We start from the raw sequence: 15,262 nt of genomic DNA, 5'->3' as shown, positions 1-15,262 counted from the left end.
CGGTTCAGGCGTCGTGCAGGCCGGGGCGGCCGTCCTCGATGGCGAAGGAGGCGGCCGTCGTGAGGCCGGCGCCCGGACTGGTGACGTAGGGGACGGTCTTGAAGTCGGCGCGCGCCCGCGAGGGTTCGAGGTCCACGGTGACGTAGCCGCGGCGGCCGTCGTAGAAGCGCATGTGCGGGTTGGCGGCCATGTACGTCTCCCAGTCGCCGGGTCGCTCGGTGCCGTCCTTCCCCGAGGAGATCGACGTGGTGACCAGTTCGGCTCCGACGGTGCGGGAGTCGGGGTCGTCGAAGTCGGCCTTGAGGTCGAAGGCGTAGTGGACGTGGACGTCTCCGGTGAGGACGACGAGGTTGCGCACGTCGGCCGAGGCCGCGCCGTCGAGGACGCGGCTGCGGGAGGCGGGGTAGCCGTCCCAGGCATCCATGCTCAACTCGTAGTCCTTCGCCGTCGAGTTGCGCCGCTGCGCGAACGTCACCTGCTGCGGGACGAGGTTCCAGCGCGCCGTGGAGGAGCGCCAACCGTCGAGGAGCCAGCGCTCCTGGCTGCCGCCCGTGAGAGTGCGCGAGGGGTTCTCGGAGTCGGGTCCGGGGCGCTGCCAGCCGTCCCCGTACGCCTGGTCGGAGCGGTACTGGCGGGTGTCGAGGACGTCGAACTGCGCGAGGCGACCGAAGTGGAGGCGGCGGTAGAGGCGCATGTCGTGCCCCGAGGGGTGCTGCGGTGCGCGCAGCGGCTGGTTCTCCCAGTAGGCGCGGTAGGCGGAGGCGCGACGGATGAGGAACTCCTCGGGTGGCACGTCGTCTTCGGGGGTGTCGCCTGCGTAGTTGTTGTCGGCCTCGTGGTCGTCCCAGGTGACGACGAAGGGATGGGCGGCGTGGGCCGCGCGCAGGTCGGGGTCGGAGCGGTAGAGCGCGTACCGCAGGCGGTAGTCGGTGAGCGTCTCGGTCTCGCGGGCGAAGACGGCGGGGAGGGTGCGGTCGGTGTAGGCGCGGGAGCCGCCCGCGGAGTCGACGGGGTACTCGTAGAGGTAGTCGCCGAGGTGGAATACGAGGTCGAGGTCCTCCTCCGCGAGGTGCTTGTGCGCCGTCCAGTAGCCGTCCGTGTACTGCTGGCAGGAGACGAGGCCGAACCGGAGCCTGGCAGGGTCCGCGCCGGCCGCAGGCGCGGTGCGGGTGCGGCCGACGGGGCTGGTCCAGGTGCCGACGCGGAAGCGGTAGTGGTAGAAGCGCTCGGGGCGCAGGCCACCGGCCTCCACGTGGACCGTGTGGTTGAACTCCGGGTGCGCGGCCGCCTGCCCGCGCGCGGTGACCTCGGCGAAGCGCTCGTCCTCCGCGATCTCCCACTCGACGGTGAAGCGCGCCCGGGGCATGCCGTTGCCCGGCTCGTAGGGGCTGGGCGCGAGCCTCGTCCACAGCACCACGGAATCGGGCAGCGGGTCGCCTGAGGCGACGCCGAGCGTGAACGGGTCGTCCGGGAGGCTGCGGGCCGAGCCTTCGGCCGCGTGCGCGGCCTGCGGCAGGTGGACGGCGAAGGCGAGCGCGGTGGCCGCGCCAGTGGCCGTGAGGAAACCGCGCCGGCCGAAGTGGCGTGCCGCTGCGCGGAGTTCGGGTGAGTGTGCCGGTGGGGACTGCGTCACGGGAGCACTGCCTCTCTTGGGACGCGCGGGCTGGTCGCCTCGATTGCAGTGCCCTGGGGAGGCGAGTTCTTGACGCGTACAGGGCCAGGACATGGCCGCGGGATGAGCTTCACGCGGGCATCGAACACCCGGTGAACCGCGGGCGACGGCCGGGCGCACGGGCCCCTCCCCGCGCCCGTGAAAGCGCCGACGTACGCCCGACACGATCGGGCGATTCACCGCCCGGGTGCGCGTGGGAAGGGCGTGGCGAGGCAAGACCACCGGTGTCCGTCGTGCGGGGGCAGGACGTAGCGGAGCCACGTCGCCCGCATACGGAACGGGCCGGACCACCCAGGACACCAGGAGACGCCATGCGCCCACCCCTGAGGGACGACGCGTCGGGCTCCGTGCCGGTGGCCTTCCCCCTCCCCCGCCGCCCGGAGCCGGAAGCCGCCGAGGAGCCGCCGCTGCCGAGCGAGGCCGAGCTGCGCCTCTACGACGGCGTGACGGCCACGCTCGGCAGAGATCGCGAGGAGGCGGCCGCGCGCTTTGCGAAGGTCCGTGCCGCGCAGGTCACCGTCGTCGGCGAGGGCGTTCTGCTGGACGAGGTGGTGCGCGCCGGGCTCAGGTCCGGGTGGCGGCAGGTCGGGGTGACGGGCTATCCGGCGGCGGAGGAACGGGAGTTGAGGCGGGCGGCGGGCGAGGCGCGCCGCGACGCGGCCCAGCGGGTCGCGTTCCGCCGGACGTCCTCGCTCGGCGTCCTGTGCCGCGAGAGCGACCTGGTGGTGCAGCTTCCGGAAGCGGCGGCCGAGGGCGCACGGAGCGGGACCGCTGCCGTGTGCGGGGCGCGCGGCACCGCCCTGTGCCAGGTGCTGGTGCGGCGCGGGGAGGTGTGGGTCGGGCCTGTCGGCGCCGTCGACTCCTGCGCTGTGGCGCTCCACGAGCGGCTGGGGGCGCAGGACGCGGGGCGCCAAGTGCCGGTGCTCGCGGGCCGGTTGGCGGCCGTCGTCGCCGAGCAGGTCGCCGGGGAGTGCCTCCGGTACCTCGCGGGCGGCGTGCGCCCCGACGTCGGCTGGTGGGCGCGGTCGACGGCGGTGCGCGTCGACGCCGCCGAGTCGACGTGGAGCAGGCACGTGGTGCCGGCGGTGCGCGAGAGGCCGGGCACGCACACCTGGTGCCTCGCGCAGAGCGCGGTGGCGCGTGCGCGGCGGGAGTTGGAGGGGTGGCTCTCCTCGGCGCCCCTGCCGGCGGGGGGCCTGCGGGAGCGGGCGGCGGCGCTGGTCGACCCGTTCACCGGGGTGCTCGCCGGAGTCGAGGAGACGGTTTCGGCGGGTGGACGGTACGTGTGCCGGGCTGCGGGGCGCGCGCCGTCGGCGCCGTCGGCCCTGGCCGTGGCGAGGACGCGGGCGGCCGCGTGGGAGAGCGCCGTGCTCGACGCGCTCGCCGGATACGCGGCGCAGGCGCAGCTAAGGGAACGGCGGGGCGCCGAGGGCTCGTTGTGGGGCTGGGACTTGTCGGCCTCACGTCCGCGGGCGCTGCCGCCGGGGCCGCTCGTCCCACCGCATCCCGCGCAGCCCGCGCGGGCGCACCCGCCGGCCGGCGTGGCGGGCGGCCGCAGCGTCGGCGAGGCGCTCGACGCCGCGCTGCATTCGCTCGCCGAGCAGGTGGTGTGGACGATGCTGGCGGGCGGCTCCGAGCTCTTCCCCCGGGTCGGGCTCGGGGACGGCGGGGCAAGAGGCCCGCTCTGGCGCGCAGTGCGGGCGTACGGCGGGGAGTTGGCCGTTTACGAGCTGACGGGCGCGCTCGGCCTGCCGACGTACGCCGTCACGCTCGACGGACGCGCGGTGGCGGTGCGGTGCGCGGGGAGCGCTGCGCGTGCGCTGACGGGGGCGCTCGAACTCGCCCTGGCCGCATGCGCGTCCGGCCGCCGAGTGGTGCGGGGGCCGCGGCTCGCCGCGGCCAGGAGCGTCGAACCTCCGGAGGACGAGAAGGAGACGGGGCCGAACCCCGCGCATCGGGCGGTGCGTGCGCTGGTGGCGTCGGGGCTCGCGCCGGTCGCTCTGCCGCTCGGGGGAGACCCGGCCGTCGCCGCGGCGACGCCCCACCTGGTACGGGTGCTGCTGCTGCCGCGCGGCGAACCGCTCCCGGCGAACGGCACGTCGGCGCGCGCGAGTTGAACCCGTGCGGCACGAGGGTTGCGTGGGTGCACCCCCGTATGGTTTATAGTTGAACTACACGCGGGCGGCGCCTCGGACGCCCCCTCGTCCACAGACCGGCGCCGGCCAGGCTCCCCCGTCCTGGCCGGCGCCTTTTCTTGTCCGCACCCGTCCGCAGACGTCAGCGGATCTGCATGCCCGAGACCGTCCTCGCGATCACCAGGCGCTGGATCTCGGCCGTACCCTCGAAGATCGAGTAGATCGCGGCATCGCGGTGCATCCGCTCGACGGGGTACTCCCGCGTGTAGCCGTTGCCGCCGAGTAGCTGCATCGCCTGACCGGTCACCTTCTTCGCCGTCTCCCCCGCGTACAGCTTCGACATGGACCCCTCGGCCGAGTCGAACTTCCGCCCGGCCGCGGCCATCCAGGAGGCCCGCCACACCAGCAGGCGCGCGGCGTCTACCTGCGTGCGCATGTCGGCGAGCTGGAAGGCGACGCCCTGGTTGTCGATGATGGGACGGCCGAACTGCTCGCGGGTCTTGGCGTATTCGAGCGCCACCTCGTACGCGGCGCGCGCGATGCCCACGGCCTGGGCGCCGACGGCGGGGCGCGAGGCCTCGAAGGTCGCCATCGCGGCGTTCTTCACGCGCTCCCCCGCCTTGGCGCGCTCGCGAGCGCGGGCGAGGCGCTCGTCGAGCTTCTCCTTGCCGCCGAGCAGGCAGTGCCCCGGGATGCGCACGTCCTCCAGGACGACCTCGGCGGTGTGCGAAGCGCGGATGCCGTGCTTCTTGAACTTCTGCCCCTGGCTGAGCCCGGGCGTGCCCGGCGGGACGACGAAGGAGGCGTGCCCCTTCGAGCCGAGTTCGGGGTCGACGACCGCGACGACGACGTGGACGTTGGCGATGCCCCCGTTGGTCGCCCACGTCTTGGTGCCGTTGAGCACCCACTCGTCCTTCGCCTCGTCGTAGACGGCACGGGTGCGCATGGCGGCGACGTCGGAGCCGGCGTCCGGCTCCGAGGAGCAGAAGGCCGCGACCTTGACGTCGTTCTGGTCGCCGTACATCTGCGGGACCCAGGTGCCGATCTGCTCCTCGGTCCCGTTGGCGAGGACGCCGACGGCCGCGAGCCCGGTGCCGACGATCGACAGGGCGATACCGGCGTCGCCCCAGAAGAGCTCTTCCATGGTGAGCGGGATGCCGAGGCCGGTCGGGTCGAAGAACTGCTGCGCGTAGAAGTCGAGCGAGTAGAGGCCGATCTTCGCCGCCTCCTGGATGATCGGCCAGGGGGTCTCCTCCCGCTCGTCCCACTCGGCGGCCGCCGGCCGGATCACGTCCGCCGCGAACCCGTGAATCCAGTCGCGGACCTCCTTCTGGTCGTCGTTGAGGTCGATCGCAAACCCGGAATCGGCCATCGCCGTGCCTCCACCCAATCTCACAGTGGTTACCATCGGTAATTCGGTCAGTGTGTTACCAGCCAGTAATTGTGTCAACTCCCGCCATCACGACGGCTTTCGGGGCGGTGGTGTTACGTTGCGCAGGGGAGATCGACGGACGCCGGGGCGGAAGGAACAGATGAACACGACGCAGCAGAACGGCGGACGCGCCAGACCCGAAGGACGCGAGGGCCAGGACGCCACCGAGCGGCGCCGCGAACTCCTCGACGCAGCCGACCGCGTCGTCCTGCGGGACGGCCCCGGCGCCTCCATGAACTCCATAGCCGCCGAGGCCGGCATCACCAAACCCATCCTCTACCGGCACTTCGGCGACAAGGAAGGGCTCTACCGCGCCCTCGCCTCACGCCACACCGACGCACTCCTGCGCTCCCTGCGCGCCGCCCTCGACGCCCCCCGCGAACGGCGCAGCCGCGTCGAGGCAACGCTCGACGCCTACCTCACCGCCATCGAGGCCCACCCGCAGGTCTACCGCTTCCTCATGCACCCCGCCGAGACGGGACCTGCGGGCGAGCAGGGCTTCGACGCCGGGCAGCACTCGGCACCGCTGCTGCGGCGCCTCGGCGAGGAGTTGGCGACCGTCGTCGGCGAGCGCCTCGACCTCGGCCCCGACGGGGTCGACCGCGCGCGGGTCTGGGGCCACGGCATCGTCGGCATGATGCACGCGGCCGGCGACTGGTGGCTGCGCGAACAGCCCGTGCCTCGCGAGCAGTTGGTGCGGTACCTCGCCGACCTGCTCTGGGGCGGGCTCACCGAGGCGGACGACCGTCCGGGCGCCCCCGGCTTCTGACCTACCGCACACGCGCCCCCGCACGCCGCAGCCACGGCCTGCGCCCGGCCCTGCGCACCGCCAACCGGCGCCGAATCCCCGAGAGTCGGTCGAGGTAGAGGCCGCCGTCGAGGTGGTCGAGCTCGTGCTGGAGGCAGCGCGCGAAGAAGCCCGTGGCCACGACCCGCACCGACGCGCCCGCGAGGTCGTACCCTTCGACGACGGCGTGGTCGGGGCGGGGCGTCGAGGACTCGAGCCCCGGGAGCGAGAGACACCCCTCGGGTCCGCGCACCGTCGGCCCGTCGGCCTCGACGAGGCGCGGGTTGACGAGCGCTCCCCTGTGCCTGCGCTCCTCGTCGTCCGGGCAGTCATAGACGAACAGGCGCAGCGGGACGCCGATCTGGCAGGCTGCGAGACCGACACCGTTCGCCGCGTACATCGAGGCGTACATGTCCTCGGCGAGGGGAGCGAGCGGCCCGTCTTCCGCCGTCGCCTCGCGGCTCGTCGCGCGCAGGAGCGGGTCCGGATGGAGCAGCAGGGGGCGGACGGCTCCCGAGCCGCCCGGAATGGGACCGCGTTGCATGCCCGTCAGGCTACGGTGCAACTCCGGCCGGGAACCGTGCAGGTGATCGCGTAAGGGTGGCAGGGTTCGGGGTGTGCAGCGGATCTCGGTAGGCTTCTCCCCTACCGAGGGGCAAGGAGGATGCAGGACGATGGCAGGCAACACGGAGCCGTTGTCGCCGCGCTCGCGGCTGGCCGTGACGGCGGGGAGGGCAGCCGCCGCGGTGTCGCGGGCAGCGGGGCGCGGCAGCGGGTCGGTGATCGGCGGCAAGGTGGCCCTCAGACTCGACCCCGACCTCCTCGCACGGGTGGCCCAGCACCTCGACGTGGTGCTCGTCTCGGCGACCAACGGCAAGACCACCACGACACGACTGATCGCCGAGGCGCTCCGCGCCAACGGCGGCGTCGTCTCCAACGCGCTGGGCGCCAACATGCCGGCGGGCATCACCTCGGCGCTCGCGGGCGGCGCCGAGGAGCAGTACGGCGTGATCGAGGTCGACGAGAAGTACCTCTCGGGCGTCGCGCGCGACGTCACGCCGAAAGCGATCGCGCTGCTCAACCTCTCCCGCGACCAGCTCGACAGGGCCGGTGAGACGCGGATGCTCGCCGAGCGCTGGCGCGAGGGGCTCCAGGGCCAGAAGGCCGTGATCATCGCCAACGCCGACGACCCGCTGGTGGTGTGGGCTGCCTCCTCCTCCCCCAACGTGGTGTGGGTCGCCGCCGGCCAGGAGTGGAAGGACGACGCCTGGTCCTGCCCCTCGTGCGGCGGCGTGATGCAGCGCCCCGACGACGACTGGTTCTGCGCCGAGTGCGGTTTCCGCCGCCCGACGCCGAGTTGGGCGCTCTCGGGGGACCACGTCCTCGACCCGCACGGCTCGGCGTGGCCGATCAGCCTCCAGCTCCCCGGCCGGGCCAACAAGGCCAACGCCACCACCTCGGCCGCCGTCGCCGCCGCCTTCGGGGTGCCGCCGCAGGTCGCGCTGGAGCGGATGGGCTCGGTCACCGCCGTCGCCGGGCGGTACGACGTCGTGCAGTACGCGGGGCGCGACATCCGGCTGCTGCTGGCGAAGAACCCGGCAGGCTGGCTGGAGACGTTCTCGCTCATCGACGCGCCGCCGGCGCCCGTGCTCCTCTCCGTCAACGCACGCGGCGCCGACGGCACCGACACCTCGTGGCTCTGGGACGTCGACTACTCCCGCCTCGCCGGCCACCCGATCTGCGTGATCGGCGACCGGAAACTGGACCTCGCAGTACGGTTGGAGGTGGCCGGCGTCGACTTCCAGGTCTGCAACGACGCGGACGACGCGGTGCGCCGGTGCCCGCCCGGACGCATCGAGGCGATCGCCAACTACACCGCATTCCAGGACCTCCGCCGCGTCGTCGGCAACTGACCGCGGTCCGCACGAAGGAGCTGACGGCATGAGTGACACGAGCCTGCGCCTGGTCTGGGTCTACCCCGACCTGCTGAGCACCTACGGCGACCAGGGCAACGCGCTGGTGGTGGAGCGGCGCGCGCAGCAGCGGGGACTCGCGGTGCAGCGCGAGGACATCCGCTCCGACCAGCCCATCCCCACCTCCGGGGACATCTACCTGATCGGCGGCGGCGAGGACCGTCCGCAGCGGCTCGCCGCCGAGCGCCTCGTGCGCGACGGCGGCCTCAATCGGGCGGTCGACAACGGCGCCATCATCTTCTCGGTCTGCGCCGGCTACCAGATCCTCGGTCGCGAGTTCGTCAACGACCTCGGTGAAACCTCCCAGGGCCTGGGGCTGTTGGACGTCACGAGCACCCGCGGCGAGGCCGACCGCTGCGTCGGGGACGTCCTCGGCGACATGGACGAACGGCTGAACCTCCCGCAGCTCACCGGGTTCGAGAACCACCAGGGCATCACCCATCTCGGCCCGACCGCCCGCCCGTTGGCCCGCGTCCGGCTCGGCCGCGGCAACGGCACGGGGGACGGGACCGAGGGCGCGTGGAACGACACCGTCTTCGGCACCTACATGCACGGCCCGGTGCTCGCGCGCAACCCGCAGATCGCCGACCTGCTGGTGAAGTTGGCGCTCGACGTCAACGCGCTGCCCCCGACGGACGACCGGTGGTACGAGGCGCTGCGCGAGGAGCGCATCACGGCGGCGACGCAGCCGGCCTGACCCGGCTCCGGCGGACCGCCCACCACGGTGGGCGGTCCGCTTCTGCGTGCGGCGCCCCGCCGCGGGAGCGCCCGGAGCACGGTCATACCCTTGGTGCGCGGGCGGATCGGCGCGAACCGGGAGAGTACGGATGGACCACGGCGGACACGGCACGACGGCGGATCTGCCGCCGTTCACCCTGGGACGCGGGCTGGAGTTCACCGGCGAGCCCTTCTTCCTCGTCGGCTGCGTGCTGGCCCTGCTGCTCTACGGAACGGCCGTCGTACGGCTCCGCAGCCGCGGCGACGGCTGGCCCGTCGGCCGCACCGTCGCCTTCACGCTCGGCGTGCTGACGGTGGCGCTGGTGATGTGCACCGCGCTCAACGAGTACGGCATGGTCCTCTTCAGCGTGCACATGGTGCAGCACATGGTGATCAGCATGCTCTCGCCGATCCTGCTGCTCCTCGGCGCCCCCGTGACGCTCGCGCTGCGCGCGCTGCCCGCAGCCGGACGCGGGCCGGACGGTGCCAAGCGCACCGGAGCCCGCGAGGTCCTCGTCCGACTCCTGCACAGCCACTACGTACGGGCGATCACGCACCCGCTCTTCACCATCCCGCTCTTCATCGCGAGCTTGTACGCGCTCTACTTCACGCCGCTCTTCGACGCCCTCATGGGCTCGCGGCCGGGCCACCTCGCGATGATGGTCCACTTCCTCGCCGTCGGCCTCGTCTTCTTCTGGCCGATCATGGGCGTCGACCCGGGCCCCAACCGGCCCGGCTACGTGATGCGGATGCTGGAGCTCTTCGCCGGGATGCCGTTCCACGCGTTCTTCGGGATCGCGCTGATGATGGCCTCCGAGCCGATGGTCGACACCTACGCCAACCCTCCCGCCTCGCTCGGGGTCTCCGCGCTCTGGGACCAGACGGCGGCCGGCGGCATCGCCTGGGCGTTCAGCGAAATCCCCTCGGTCGTGGTGCTGCTGGCGCTGGTGTACCAGTGGTACTTCTCCGAGCAGCGGCAGGCCCGTCGCCGCGACCGGGTCGCCGACCGCGACGGGGACCAGGAGCTCGCCGCGTACAACGCCTATCTCGCCTCGCTCCAGGGCCAACGGCGGTAGCGCGGACCCCTCCGGCCGGGCGACCATGGGGTGGAGCGCGGGGCCTCGAAGGCCCCGATGCTCGGCAGCCGGCTGAAGGAGGGCGTTGAGATGCCTGGATCGGCGAAGGCCATGACGGTCTGCACGGTGCTCGGACTCGTGGTGGTGACGGCTTACTCCGCGGCGCTCGGCGGCAGCGCCTGGGCGTGGTTGGCGTGGGCGGTGCTCTGCATGGTGACGATCGGGGCCGCGTCGACGCGCGGCTGATCCACGGAGCCGTCGCGCAGGGTCACTCCGCGCTCCGGGCGACCTGCTTGAGCGTCCGCCCGCTCAGCGCTGACCGGGCACGGATCGGATCGGGCGAGGCGCTCGGTGCCGCCGCACGGCCGCGCTTGAGCATCAGCCACGCCTCGCGGTCGCCCGAGCCGTCTTCGCCGCGGAAGCGGACCAGCGACCAATCCCCGCGGAGCTTGGCGCCGCTGAGACGGACGGTGACGTGCCCCTCGTCGAGAGCCTGCGCGAGACCCTTCGCGCGGCCCTGCCGGTCGTGGCTGAGGACGCGGTAGCTGCCCTCGTCCCAGACGATCACCGACCCGGCGCCGTACTCGCCGTGCGGGATGACGCCCTCGAACTCCCGGTACGCCAGCGGATGGTCCTCGGTCGGCATGGCGAGCCGGCGATCCCCCGGCTCCGCCGGCGGTCCCTTCGGGACGGACCAGGACTTCAGTACGCCGTCGGCCTCCAGGCGCACGTCGAAGTGGAGTGTGGTGGCGTCGTGGATCTGGACGACGAAGGCGTTGCCGTTCTCCGTGCTGCGGTGGCCGTCCTCCCCGCTCGGCTCGGTCGTCTCGTCGAAGTGGCGCTTGGACCTGTACGTCTCCAGCGTGCGGTACTTGCTCACGTCGGCCTCCCTCCGGATGCTCCCTTCCAGGTTCCGCCCGCAGCGCCCGGCCGGCATCCGCTGGTTTGCCGCGCCTTTCCGTGCGGCACCCGCAGCCATGGTGCACACACGGCAGGGGAGGTACGGGATGAGGATCGGGTACAAGCTCGCCGCCGAGGCGTTCGGCCCGGCCGAGTTGGTGGCTCAGGCCGCGGCCGCGGAGCGTGCGGGGTTCGACTTCGTGGAGATCAGCGACCACTACCACCCGTGGTTGAACACCCAGGGCCACTCCCCCTTCGCGTTCACGGTGCTCGGCGCGATCGCCGAGCGCACCGAGAAGCTCGGCCTGGCGACGGGCGTCACGTGCCCGACCGTGCGCTACCACCCGGCGGTCGTCGCGCAGGCAGCCGCCACCACGGCGGTGCTCTCCGAGGGCCGTTTCACGCTGGGGCTCGGTGCGGGCGAGCGGCTCAACGAGCACGTCGTCGGCGACCGTCCGACGACGTTCCCGCAGTCGATCGGTGAACGGCACAGGCGGCTGCGGGAAGCGATCGAGATCATGCAGATGCTGTGGAAGGGCGGCTACCGCTCCTACCACGGGCGGTACTTCGAGGTCGCCGACGCGCGCGTCTTCGACCTGCCGGAGGGGCCGATCCCCCTCGCCGTCGCGGCGGGCGGCGCGCAGGCGGCGAAGCTCGCCGCGGAGAGCGGCGGCGGGCTCTTCGCCACCGAGTCGAAGGAGTCGCTGGTGCGCCACTACCTCGCCGCCGGCGGCGAGGGACCGCGGTACGCGGAGGTCCCCGTCGCCTGGGCGCCCGACGCCGACGAGGCGGCGCAGGCGGCGCTGGACGGGTCGCGGTTCATGGTGCTGGGCTGGAAGGTGATGAGCGAGCTGCCGAACCCCGCCCACTTCGAGGCGGCCAGCGCGTGGTTGGGGACCGACGACATCCGCGCCGAGCTGCCCTGCGGCCCCGATCCGGAGCCGTACCTGCGCACGGCGCGCGCCTACGCGGACGCCGGCTTCGACCACCTGGTACTGATGAACGCAGGCCCCGACCCCGAGGGGTTCCTCGGCTTCTACCGCCGCGAACTCGACGGCCCGCTGCGCGCGTTGGTGCCCGGGCCCTCCTGAGGCCGTCCCGCGCCGGAGGGGCCCGCGACACATCGTGCGCGGGCCCCTGGGCGGTCGGCTCCGCCAGGGCGTGTCGTCAAACCCCCGCCTGCTGTGCGGGCGACGACGCGGATTCGACGACACCCCTAGGGCAGTGCAGGAGACTCGGCTGCCTCCGCGTGCGCCTTCGCCTTCGCCTCGGACGTCTCGGGGCGCGGTGTGGCGTGCGGGCCGCAGGTGACGTCCTTGCGGTCGACGCGCCCGGTGAGCAGGTAGGTGTCGACGCGTTCGTTGATGCAGGTGTTGACCGTGTTGGTGACGCCGTGCGAGCCGGCGCCCTTCTCCGTGATCAGGCGCGAGCCGCCGAGCCGCTTGTGGAGCTCGACAGCGCCCGGGTACGGGGTGGCGGCGTCCCTCGTGGAGGAGACGAGCAGGGTGTCGGGGAGCTTGTGCGAGCCCACCTCGATCGCCCGCCGCTGCTTCGTCGGCCAGGTCGCGCACGGGAGGTTCATCCACGTGTTGGACCAGGTGAGGAACGGGTGGTCGCGGTGGAGCCGTTCGCTGTCGCGGTTCCAAGTGCGCCAGTCCGTGGGCCACTTGGCGTCGCTGCACTCGACGGCGTTGTAGACCGCGTTGCCGTTCTCGTCGGCCGCGTTGCCCTCGACGTCGGACATGTCGGGCCCTGCCGCCTCGACGAGCGCCTCCTCGTCGCCGCCGCGGTAGGCGGACCACACGGCGGCGACCTCCGCCCAGGCGGTGTCGTAGTACGGCGCACTCTGGAAGAAGCCGAGGAGCTCCTCGGGGCCGACGACGCCGCCGATGGGCTCCTTCTTCGCCTGCGCCCGCAGCTTCGTCCACTCGCGCTGCACCTCGGCGGCCGTGGTGCCGATGCCGTACGCGTCGTCGTGCTCGGCGACCCAGGCCGTCCAGTCGTCCCAGCGGGTCTGGAAGGCGACGTTCTGGTCGTTGTTGACGCCGTACCAGATCTTGTCCTGCGAGGGGTTGACGATGCTGTCGAGCACCATCCGCCTGACGTGCTCGGGGAAGAGGGTGGCGTAGACGCCGCCGAGGTAGGTGCCGTAGGAGACGCCGAGGTAGTTGAGCTTCTTCTCGCCCAGCGCCGCGCGGAGGACGTCGAGGTCCCGCGCGGTGTTGGGCGTCGTCATCTGGTGGAGCAGCGGGCCGCTGCGCTCGGCGCAGCCCTGTGCGTACTCCCTGGCGCGCTTGCGGTGTGCCCGCTTGTCTGCCTCGGTGTCCGGGACCGGGTCGGGCTTGGGCGCCTTGACGAACTCCTGCCCGTCCTGGCAGGAGAGGGGCGCGGAGTGGCCGACGCCCCGGGGGTCGAAGCCGACGAAGTCGTACGCCTCGGCCGCCTTCGCCCACAGCTCGTTGCCGTCGGGGATGCGGGCGGGGAAGAGCATCCCCGAGCCTCCGGGCCCGCCCGGGTTGTAGACGAGCGATCCCTGGCGCTTCTCGTCGCCGCCGATGTTGCCCACCCGGTCGACGGCGATCTCGATGGTGCGCCCGTTGGGTTTGGCGTAGTCGACGGGCACGGTGACGGTGCCGCACTCGATGGGGGCTTCGAGGCCCCAGTCCTTCGGGCACTCGGCCCAGTCGATGCCCGTCTTCGCCGCGCGGGCGGCGGCGAGCGCGGCGCCCTTCGCCTCGGCGCGACCGTCCTGGTGGCCGGACGCCTCGGCGCCGTCGGCTAGCGCGGACGGTACTGCGACGGCTCCTGCCAGGAGCGCCGCTGCTGCGACGGTCGCTGCGGCGGCTATTCGGGCTCTGCGTCTCTTCACTGCCTGCCTCCCCCTTCCGTGACGGCGCTGCGATGGCGACGCCGGTCGCTTGCTCGGTGGTGTGCCAGGGGGATACTTCCTCTCCACCACGCGCCCGGACCAGGGAGTACGGGTGTTCTTTGCCAAGACGTAAGGCTTTCAACGCGCGTCTGCACGCGGTGGGTTGGCGTCTTCCGCGGGTCCGGTGCGGTCTTGACGGGTGGGGCGGTGCCCGGGATTCTCGGACGCCGCACAGCTCCGCACGTCCCCCCACACACATCGGAGCCGCATGTGAGTATCCGCAGCCGCAGACACCAACACACCCGCCGCCGCCGTGCGTTGGCCGCCTCCGCCGCGACGGCCGTCGCCTTCGCGCTGCTCGGCACCGCCGGCGCCCAGGCCAGCCAGGGCGGCGAACAGGCCGCCGCAGCGCCGGACATACCCGTGGAGAACGTCCAACAGCACCTGGAAGAACTGGAGTCCATAGCCGACGCCAACGGCGGCAATCGCGCACACGGCGAGCCGGGCTACGAGGCGTCCGTCGCGTACCTCCAGGAGAAGCTCGACGCGGCCGGATTCGAGACGCAGGTGCAGGAGTTCACCGCCGACGGCTCGACCGGGTACAACCTCGTCGCCGACTGGCCGGGCGGGGACGAGGCGCAGACCGTCATGGCCGGGGCCCACCTCGACTCGGTCTCCGCGGGCGCCGGCGTCAACGACAACGGCTCCGGCTCGGCGGGCGTCCTGGAGACGGCGCTCGCCGTCTCCGAGAGCGGCCTGGAGCCTGCGAAGCACCTGCGGTTCGCGTGGTGGGGCGCCGAGGAGCTCGGCATGGTCGGCTCCTCCTCCTACGTCGACGGGCTCAGCGAGGAGGAGGTCGACGGCATCGACACCTACCTCAACTTCGACATGATCGGCTCGCCCAACGCCGGTCAGTTCGTCTACGACGACGATCCCGAGGTCGAGGCAGTCTTCACCGAGTGGTTCGAGGCGCAGGGCGTCGAGACCGAGCCGGCGGAGGAGACGGCGGGGCGCAGCGACCACGCCTCGTTCGAGGACGCGGGCGTCACCGTCGGCGGGACCTTCACCGGCGCCGGGTACACCAAGTCGGCCGAGCAGGCCGAGAAGTGGGGAGGGACGGCGGGCGAGCCGTTCGACCCCTGCTACCACTCCGCCTGCGACGGCACGGACAACATCGACGTCGACTCGCTCGACCTGCACACCGACGCGCTCGCCAACGCCGTCTGGGAGCTGAGCTCCTGAGCGACGCGGCCGGCGCCGCGAGCCCTGCCGGGTAGGCAACTCGTCGGCGTCGGACGGTAGTTGAGCGGTCCTTCATCCAGTGCGGCCCGGCCCCCGATCGCCAGGGGCCGGGTCGCGCTGTTGTGCGGCGATGCCGAACCGGCCGCGTTCACCCGCAGCGGAACCCGGGCCGCCGACGTCGGAGACGGTGCTGATCACGCCCTCCTCGGTGCCCTCGCCCTCCTCCTCCAGCCTGCGCAGGTCAGCGGCGGAGACGAGGCCGGCGATCGGCCTGCCGTGGCGCGTGACGACGACCCGCTCGCCGCCGTAGACGACGCGGTTCATCAACTCGGCGAGCTCCGCCCGTGCTTGCGTCACCGGAATCTCGTAGGTCATGCTCCCCAGCATAACGGCATGTACGTCCTGTACATTTTTGACAGGGCAGCATGGCGGCACGGTGCCGCCCGCGGCCGGCGACGA

General features: G+C 72.6%; 14 protein-coding genes. 8 read left to right on the top strand and 6 right to left on the bottom strand.

All coding sequences use genetic code 11. From position 1 onward, the window contains the following. Positions 1-4 precede the first annotated feature (4 nt). Positions 5-1,633 carry an alkaline phosphatase D family protein gene (locus tag F603_RS0125960; protein ID WP_019548863.1) on the bottom strand — a complete coding sequence of 543 codons (1,629 nt, stop codon included), beginning with the start codon at positions 1,631-1,633 and terminating at the stop codon, positions 5-7. 350 nt (positions 1,634-1,983) lie between these two features. Here F603_RS0125960 and F603_RS0125955 point away from each other — a divergent pair, with 350 nt between their 5' ends. Next, on the top strand, positions 1,984-3,789 hold the full coding sequence (locus tag F603_RS0125955; protein WP_019548862.1) for a hypothetical protein: 1,806 nt from the start codon (positions 1,984-1,986) through the stop codon (positions 3,787-3,789). Between the two features lie 160 nt (positions 3,790-3,949). On the opposite strand, the gene F603_RS0125950 is transcribed toward F603_RS0125955, so the two are convergent. Next, a complete protein-coding gene (locus F603_RS0125950; RefSeq protein ID WP_019548861.1) occupies positions 3,950-5,179 on the bottom strand; it encodes an acyl-CoA dehydrogenase family protein in 1,230 nt (409 codons plus the stop codon). A 160-nt stretch (positions 5,180-5,339) separates the two neighbouring features. Here F603_RS0125950 and F603_RS0125945 point away from each other — a divergent pair, with 160 nt between their 5' ends. Continuing rightward, entirely contained in the window at positions 5,340-6,008 is a 669-nt protein-coding gene (locus F603_RS0125945) for a TetR family transcriptional regulator (RefSeq protein WP_019548860.1), read from the top strand. 1 nt (position 6,009) lies between these two features. Here the strand turns inward: F603_RS0125945 and def are convergent, their stop codons facing one another. Beyond that, entirely contained in the window at positions 6,010-6,570 is a 561-nt protein-coding gene (gene def / locus F603_RS0125940) for a peptide deformylase (RefSeq protein ID WP_019548859.1), read from the bottom strand. 130 nt (positions 6,571-6,700) lie between these two features. On the opposite strand from def, the gene F603_RS0125935 reads away from it, so the two are divergent. From F603_RS0125935 to F603_RS35450, 4 genes are all read left to right on the top strand, one after another. Next, a complete protein-coding gene (locus F603_RS0125935) occupies positions 6,701-7,939 on the top strand; it encodes a Mur ligase family protein (protein ID WP_019548858.1) in 1,239 nt (412 codons plus the stop codon). Between the two features lie 28 nt (positions 7,940-7,967). Then, entirely contained in the window at positions 7,968-8,696 is a 729-nt protein-coding gene (locus F603_RS0125930; protein WP_019548857.1) for a type 1 glutamine amidotransferase, read from the top strand. 130 nt (positions 8,697-8,826) lie between these two features. Further along, positions 8,827-9,792: a cytochrome c oxidase assembly protein gene (locus tag F603_RS0125925; RefSeq protein ID WP_019548856.1), complete on the top strand. Its 966-nt coding sequence runs from the start codon at positions 8,827-8,829 to the stop codon at positions 9,790-9,792. Positions 9,793-9,882: 90 nt separating this feature from the next. Continuing rightward, the gene (locus F603_RS35450; RefSeq protein ID WP_162130093.1) at positions 9,883-10,038 is read left to right on the top strand and encodes a hypothetical protein; all 156 of its coding nucleotides are present in this window, start codon (positions 9,883-9,885) and stop codon (positions 10,036-10,038) included. A gap of 22 nt (positions 10,039-10,060) precedes the next feature. Here the strand turns inward: F603_RS35450 and F603_RS0125915 are convergent, their stop codons facing one another. Then, positions 10,061-10,729, bottom strand: a complete 669-nt coding sequence (locus tag F603_RS0125915) for a DNA polymerase ligase N-terminal domain-containing protein (protein ID WP_019548854.1) — start codon at positions 10,727-10,729, stop codon at positions 10,061-10,063. Positions 10,730-10,799: 70 nt separating this feature from the next. Here F603_RS0125915 and F603_RS0125910 point away from each other — a divergent pair, with 70 nt between their 5' ends. Beyond that, complete coding sequence (locus F603_RS0125910; RefSeq protein WP_019548853.1) at positions 10,800-11,783, top strand: TIGR03557 family F420-dependent LLM class oxidoreductase; 984 nt, start codon at positions 10,800-10,802, stop codon at positions 11,781-11,783. A gap of 125 nt (positions 11,784-11,908) precedes the next feature. Here F603_RS0125910 and F603_RS0125905 read toward each other — a convergent pair whose 3' ends face one another. Further along, positions 11,909-13,561, bottom strand: a complete 1,653-nt coding sequence (locus F603_RS0125905) for an alpha/beta hydrolase (RefSeq protein WP_019548852.1) — start codon at positions 13,559-13,561, stop codon at positions 11,909-11,911. Between the two features lie 270 nt (positions 13,562-13,831). Between F603_RS0125905 and F603_RS0125900 the strand changes: the two genes are divergently transcribed. Beyond that, positions 13,832-14,803, top strand: coding sequence for a M28 family metallopeptidase (locus F603_RS0125900; RefSeq protein ID WP_019548851.1), 972 nt, complete (start codon positions 13,832-13,834; stop codon positions 14,801-14,803). A gap of 72 nt (positions 14,804-14,875) precedes the next feature. Here the strand turns inward: F603_RS0125900 and F603_RS0125895 are convergent, their stop codons facing one another. After that, a complete protein-coding gene (locus tag F603_RS0125895) occupies positions 14,876-15,178 on the bottom strand; it encodes a type II toxin-antitoxin system Phd/YefM family antitoxin (RefSeq protein ID WP_037957077.1) in 303 nt (100 codons plus the stop codon). Positions 15,179-15,262: the final 84 nt, after the last annotated feature.

The organism is Streptomyces sulphureus DSM 40104, from assembly GCF_000381025.1.
GTDB classification, from domain to species: domain Bacteria; phylum Actinomycetota; class Actinomycetes; order Streptomycetales; family Streptomycetaceae; genus Streptomyces; species Streptomyces sulphureus.
Note: the sequence above shows the minus strand (reverse complement) of the source record. Positions and strands in the feature narration are given on the sequence as shown.

What these genes read in the sequence shown, in the direction of transcription:
- F603_RS0125955 (WP_019548862.1), top strand. Translation starts at nt 1,984, where the DNA reads ATGCGCCCACCCCTGAGGGACGACGCGTCGGGCTCCGTGCCGGTGGCC.
- F603_RS0125950 (WP_019548861.1), bottom strand. Translation starts at nt 5,179, where the DNA reads ATGGCCGATTCCGGGTTTGCGATCGACCTCAACGACGACCAGAAGGAG.
- F603_RS0125945 (WP_019548860.1), top strand. Translation starts at nt 5,340, where the DNA reads ATGAACACGACGCAGCAGAACGGCGGACGCGCCAGACCCGAAGGACGC.
- def (WP_019548859.1), bottom strand. Translation starts at nt 6,570, where the DNA reads ATGCAACGCGGTCCCATTCCGGGCGGCTCGGGAGCCGTCCGCCCCCTG.
- F603_RS0125935 (WP_019548858.1), top strand. Translation starts at nt 6,701, where the DNA reads ATGGCAGGCAACACGGAGCCGTTGTCGCCGCGCTCGCGGCTGGCCGTG.
- F603_RS0125930 (WP_019548857.1), top strand. Translation starts at nt 7,968, where the DNA reads ATGAGTGACACGAGCCTGCGCCTGGTCTGGGTCTACCCCGACCTGCTG.
- F603_RS0125925 (WP_019548856.1), top strand. Translation starts at nt 8,827, where the DNA reads ATGGACCACGGCGGACACGGCACGACGGCGGATCTGCCGCCGTTCACC.
- F603_RS35450 (WP_162130093.1), top strand. Translation starts at nt 9,883, where the DNA reads ATGCCTGGATCGGCGAAGGCCATGACGGTCTGCACGGTGCTCGGACTC.
- F603_RS0125915 (WP_019548854.1), bottom strand. Translation starts at nt 10,729, where the DNA reads ATGCCGGCCGGGCGCTGCGGGCGGAACCTGGAAGGGAGCATCCGGAGG.
- F603_RS0125910 (WP_019548853.1), top strand. Translation starts at nt 10,800, where the DNA reads ATGAGGATCGGGTACAAGCTCGCCGCCGAGGCGTTCGGCCCGGCCGAG.
- F603_RS0125895 (WP_037957077.1), bottom strand. Translation starts at nt 15,178, where the DNA reads ATGACCTACGAGATTCCGGTGACGCAAGCACGGGCGGAGCTCGCCGAG.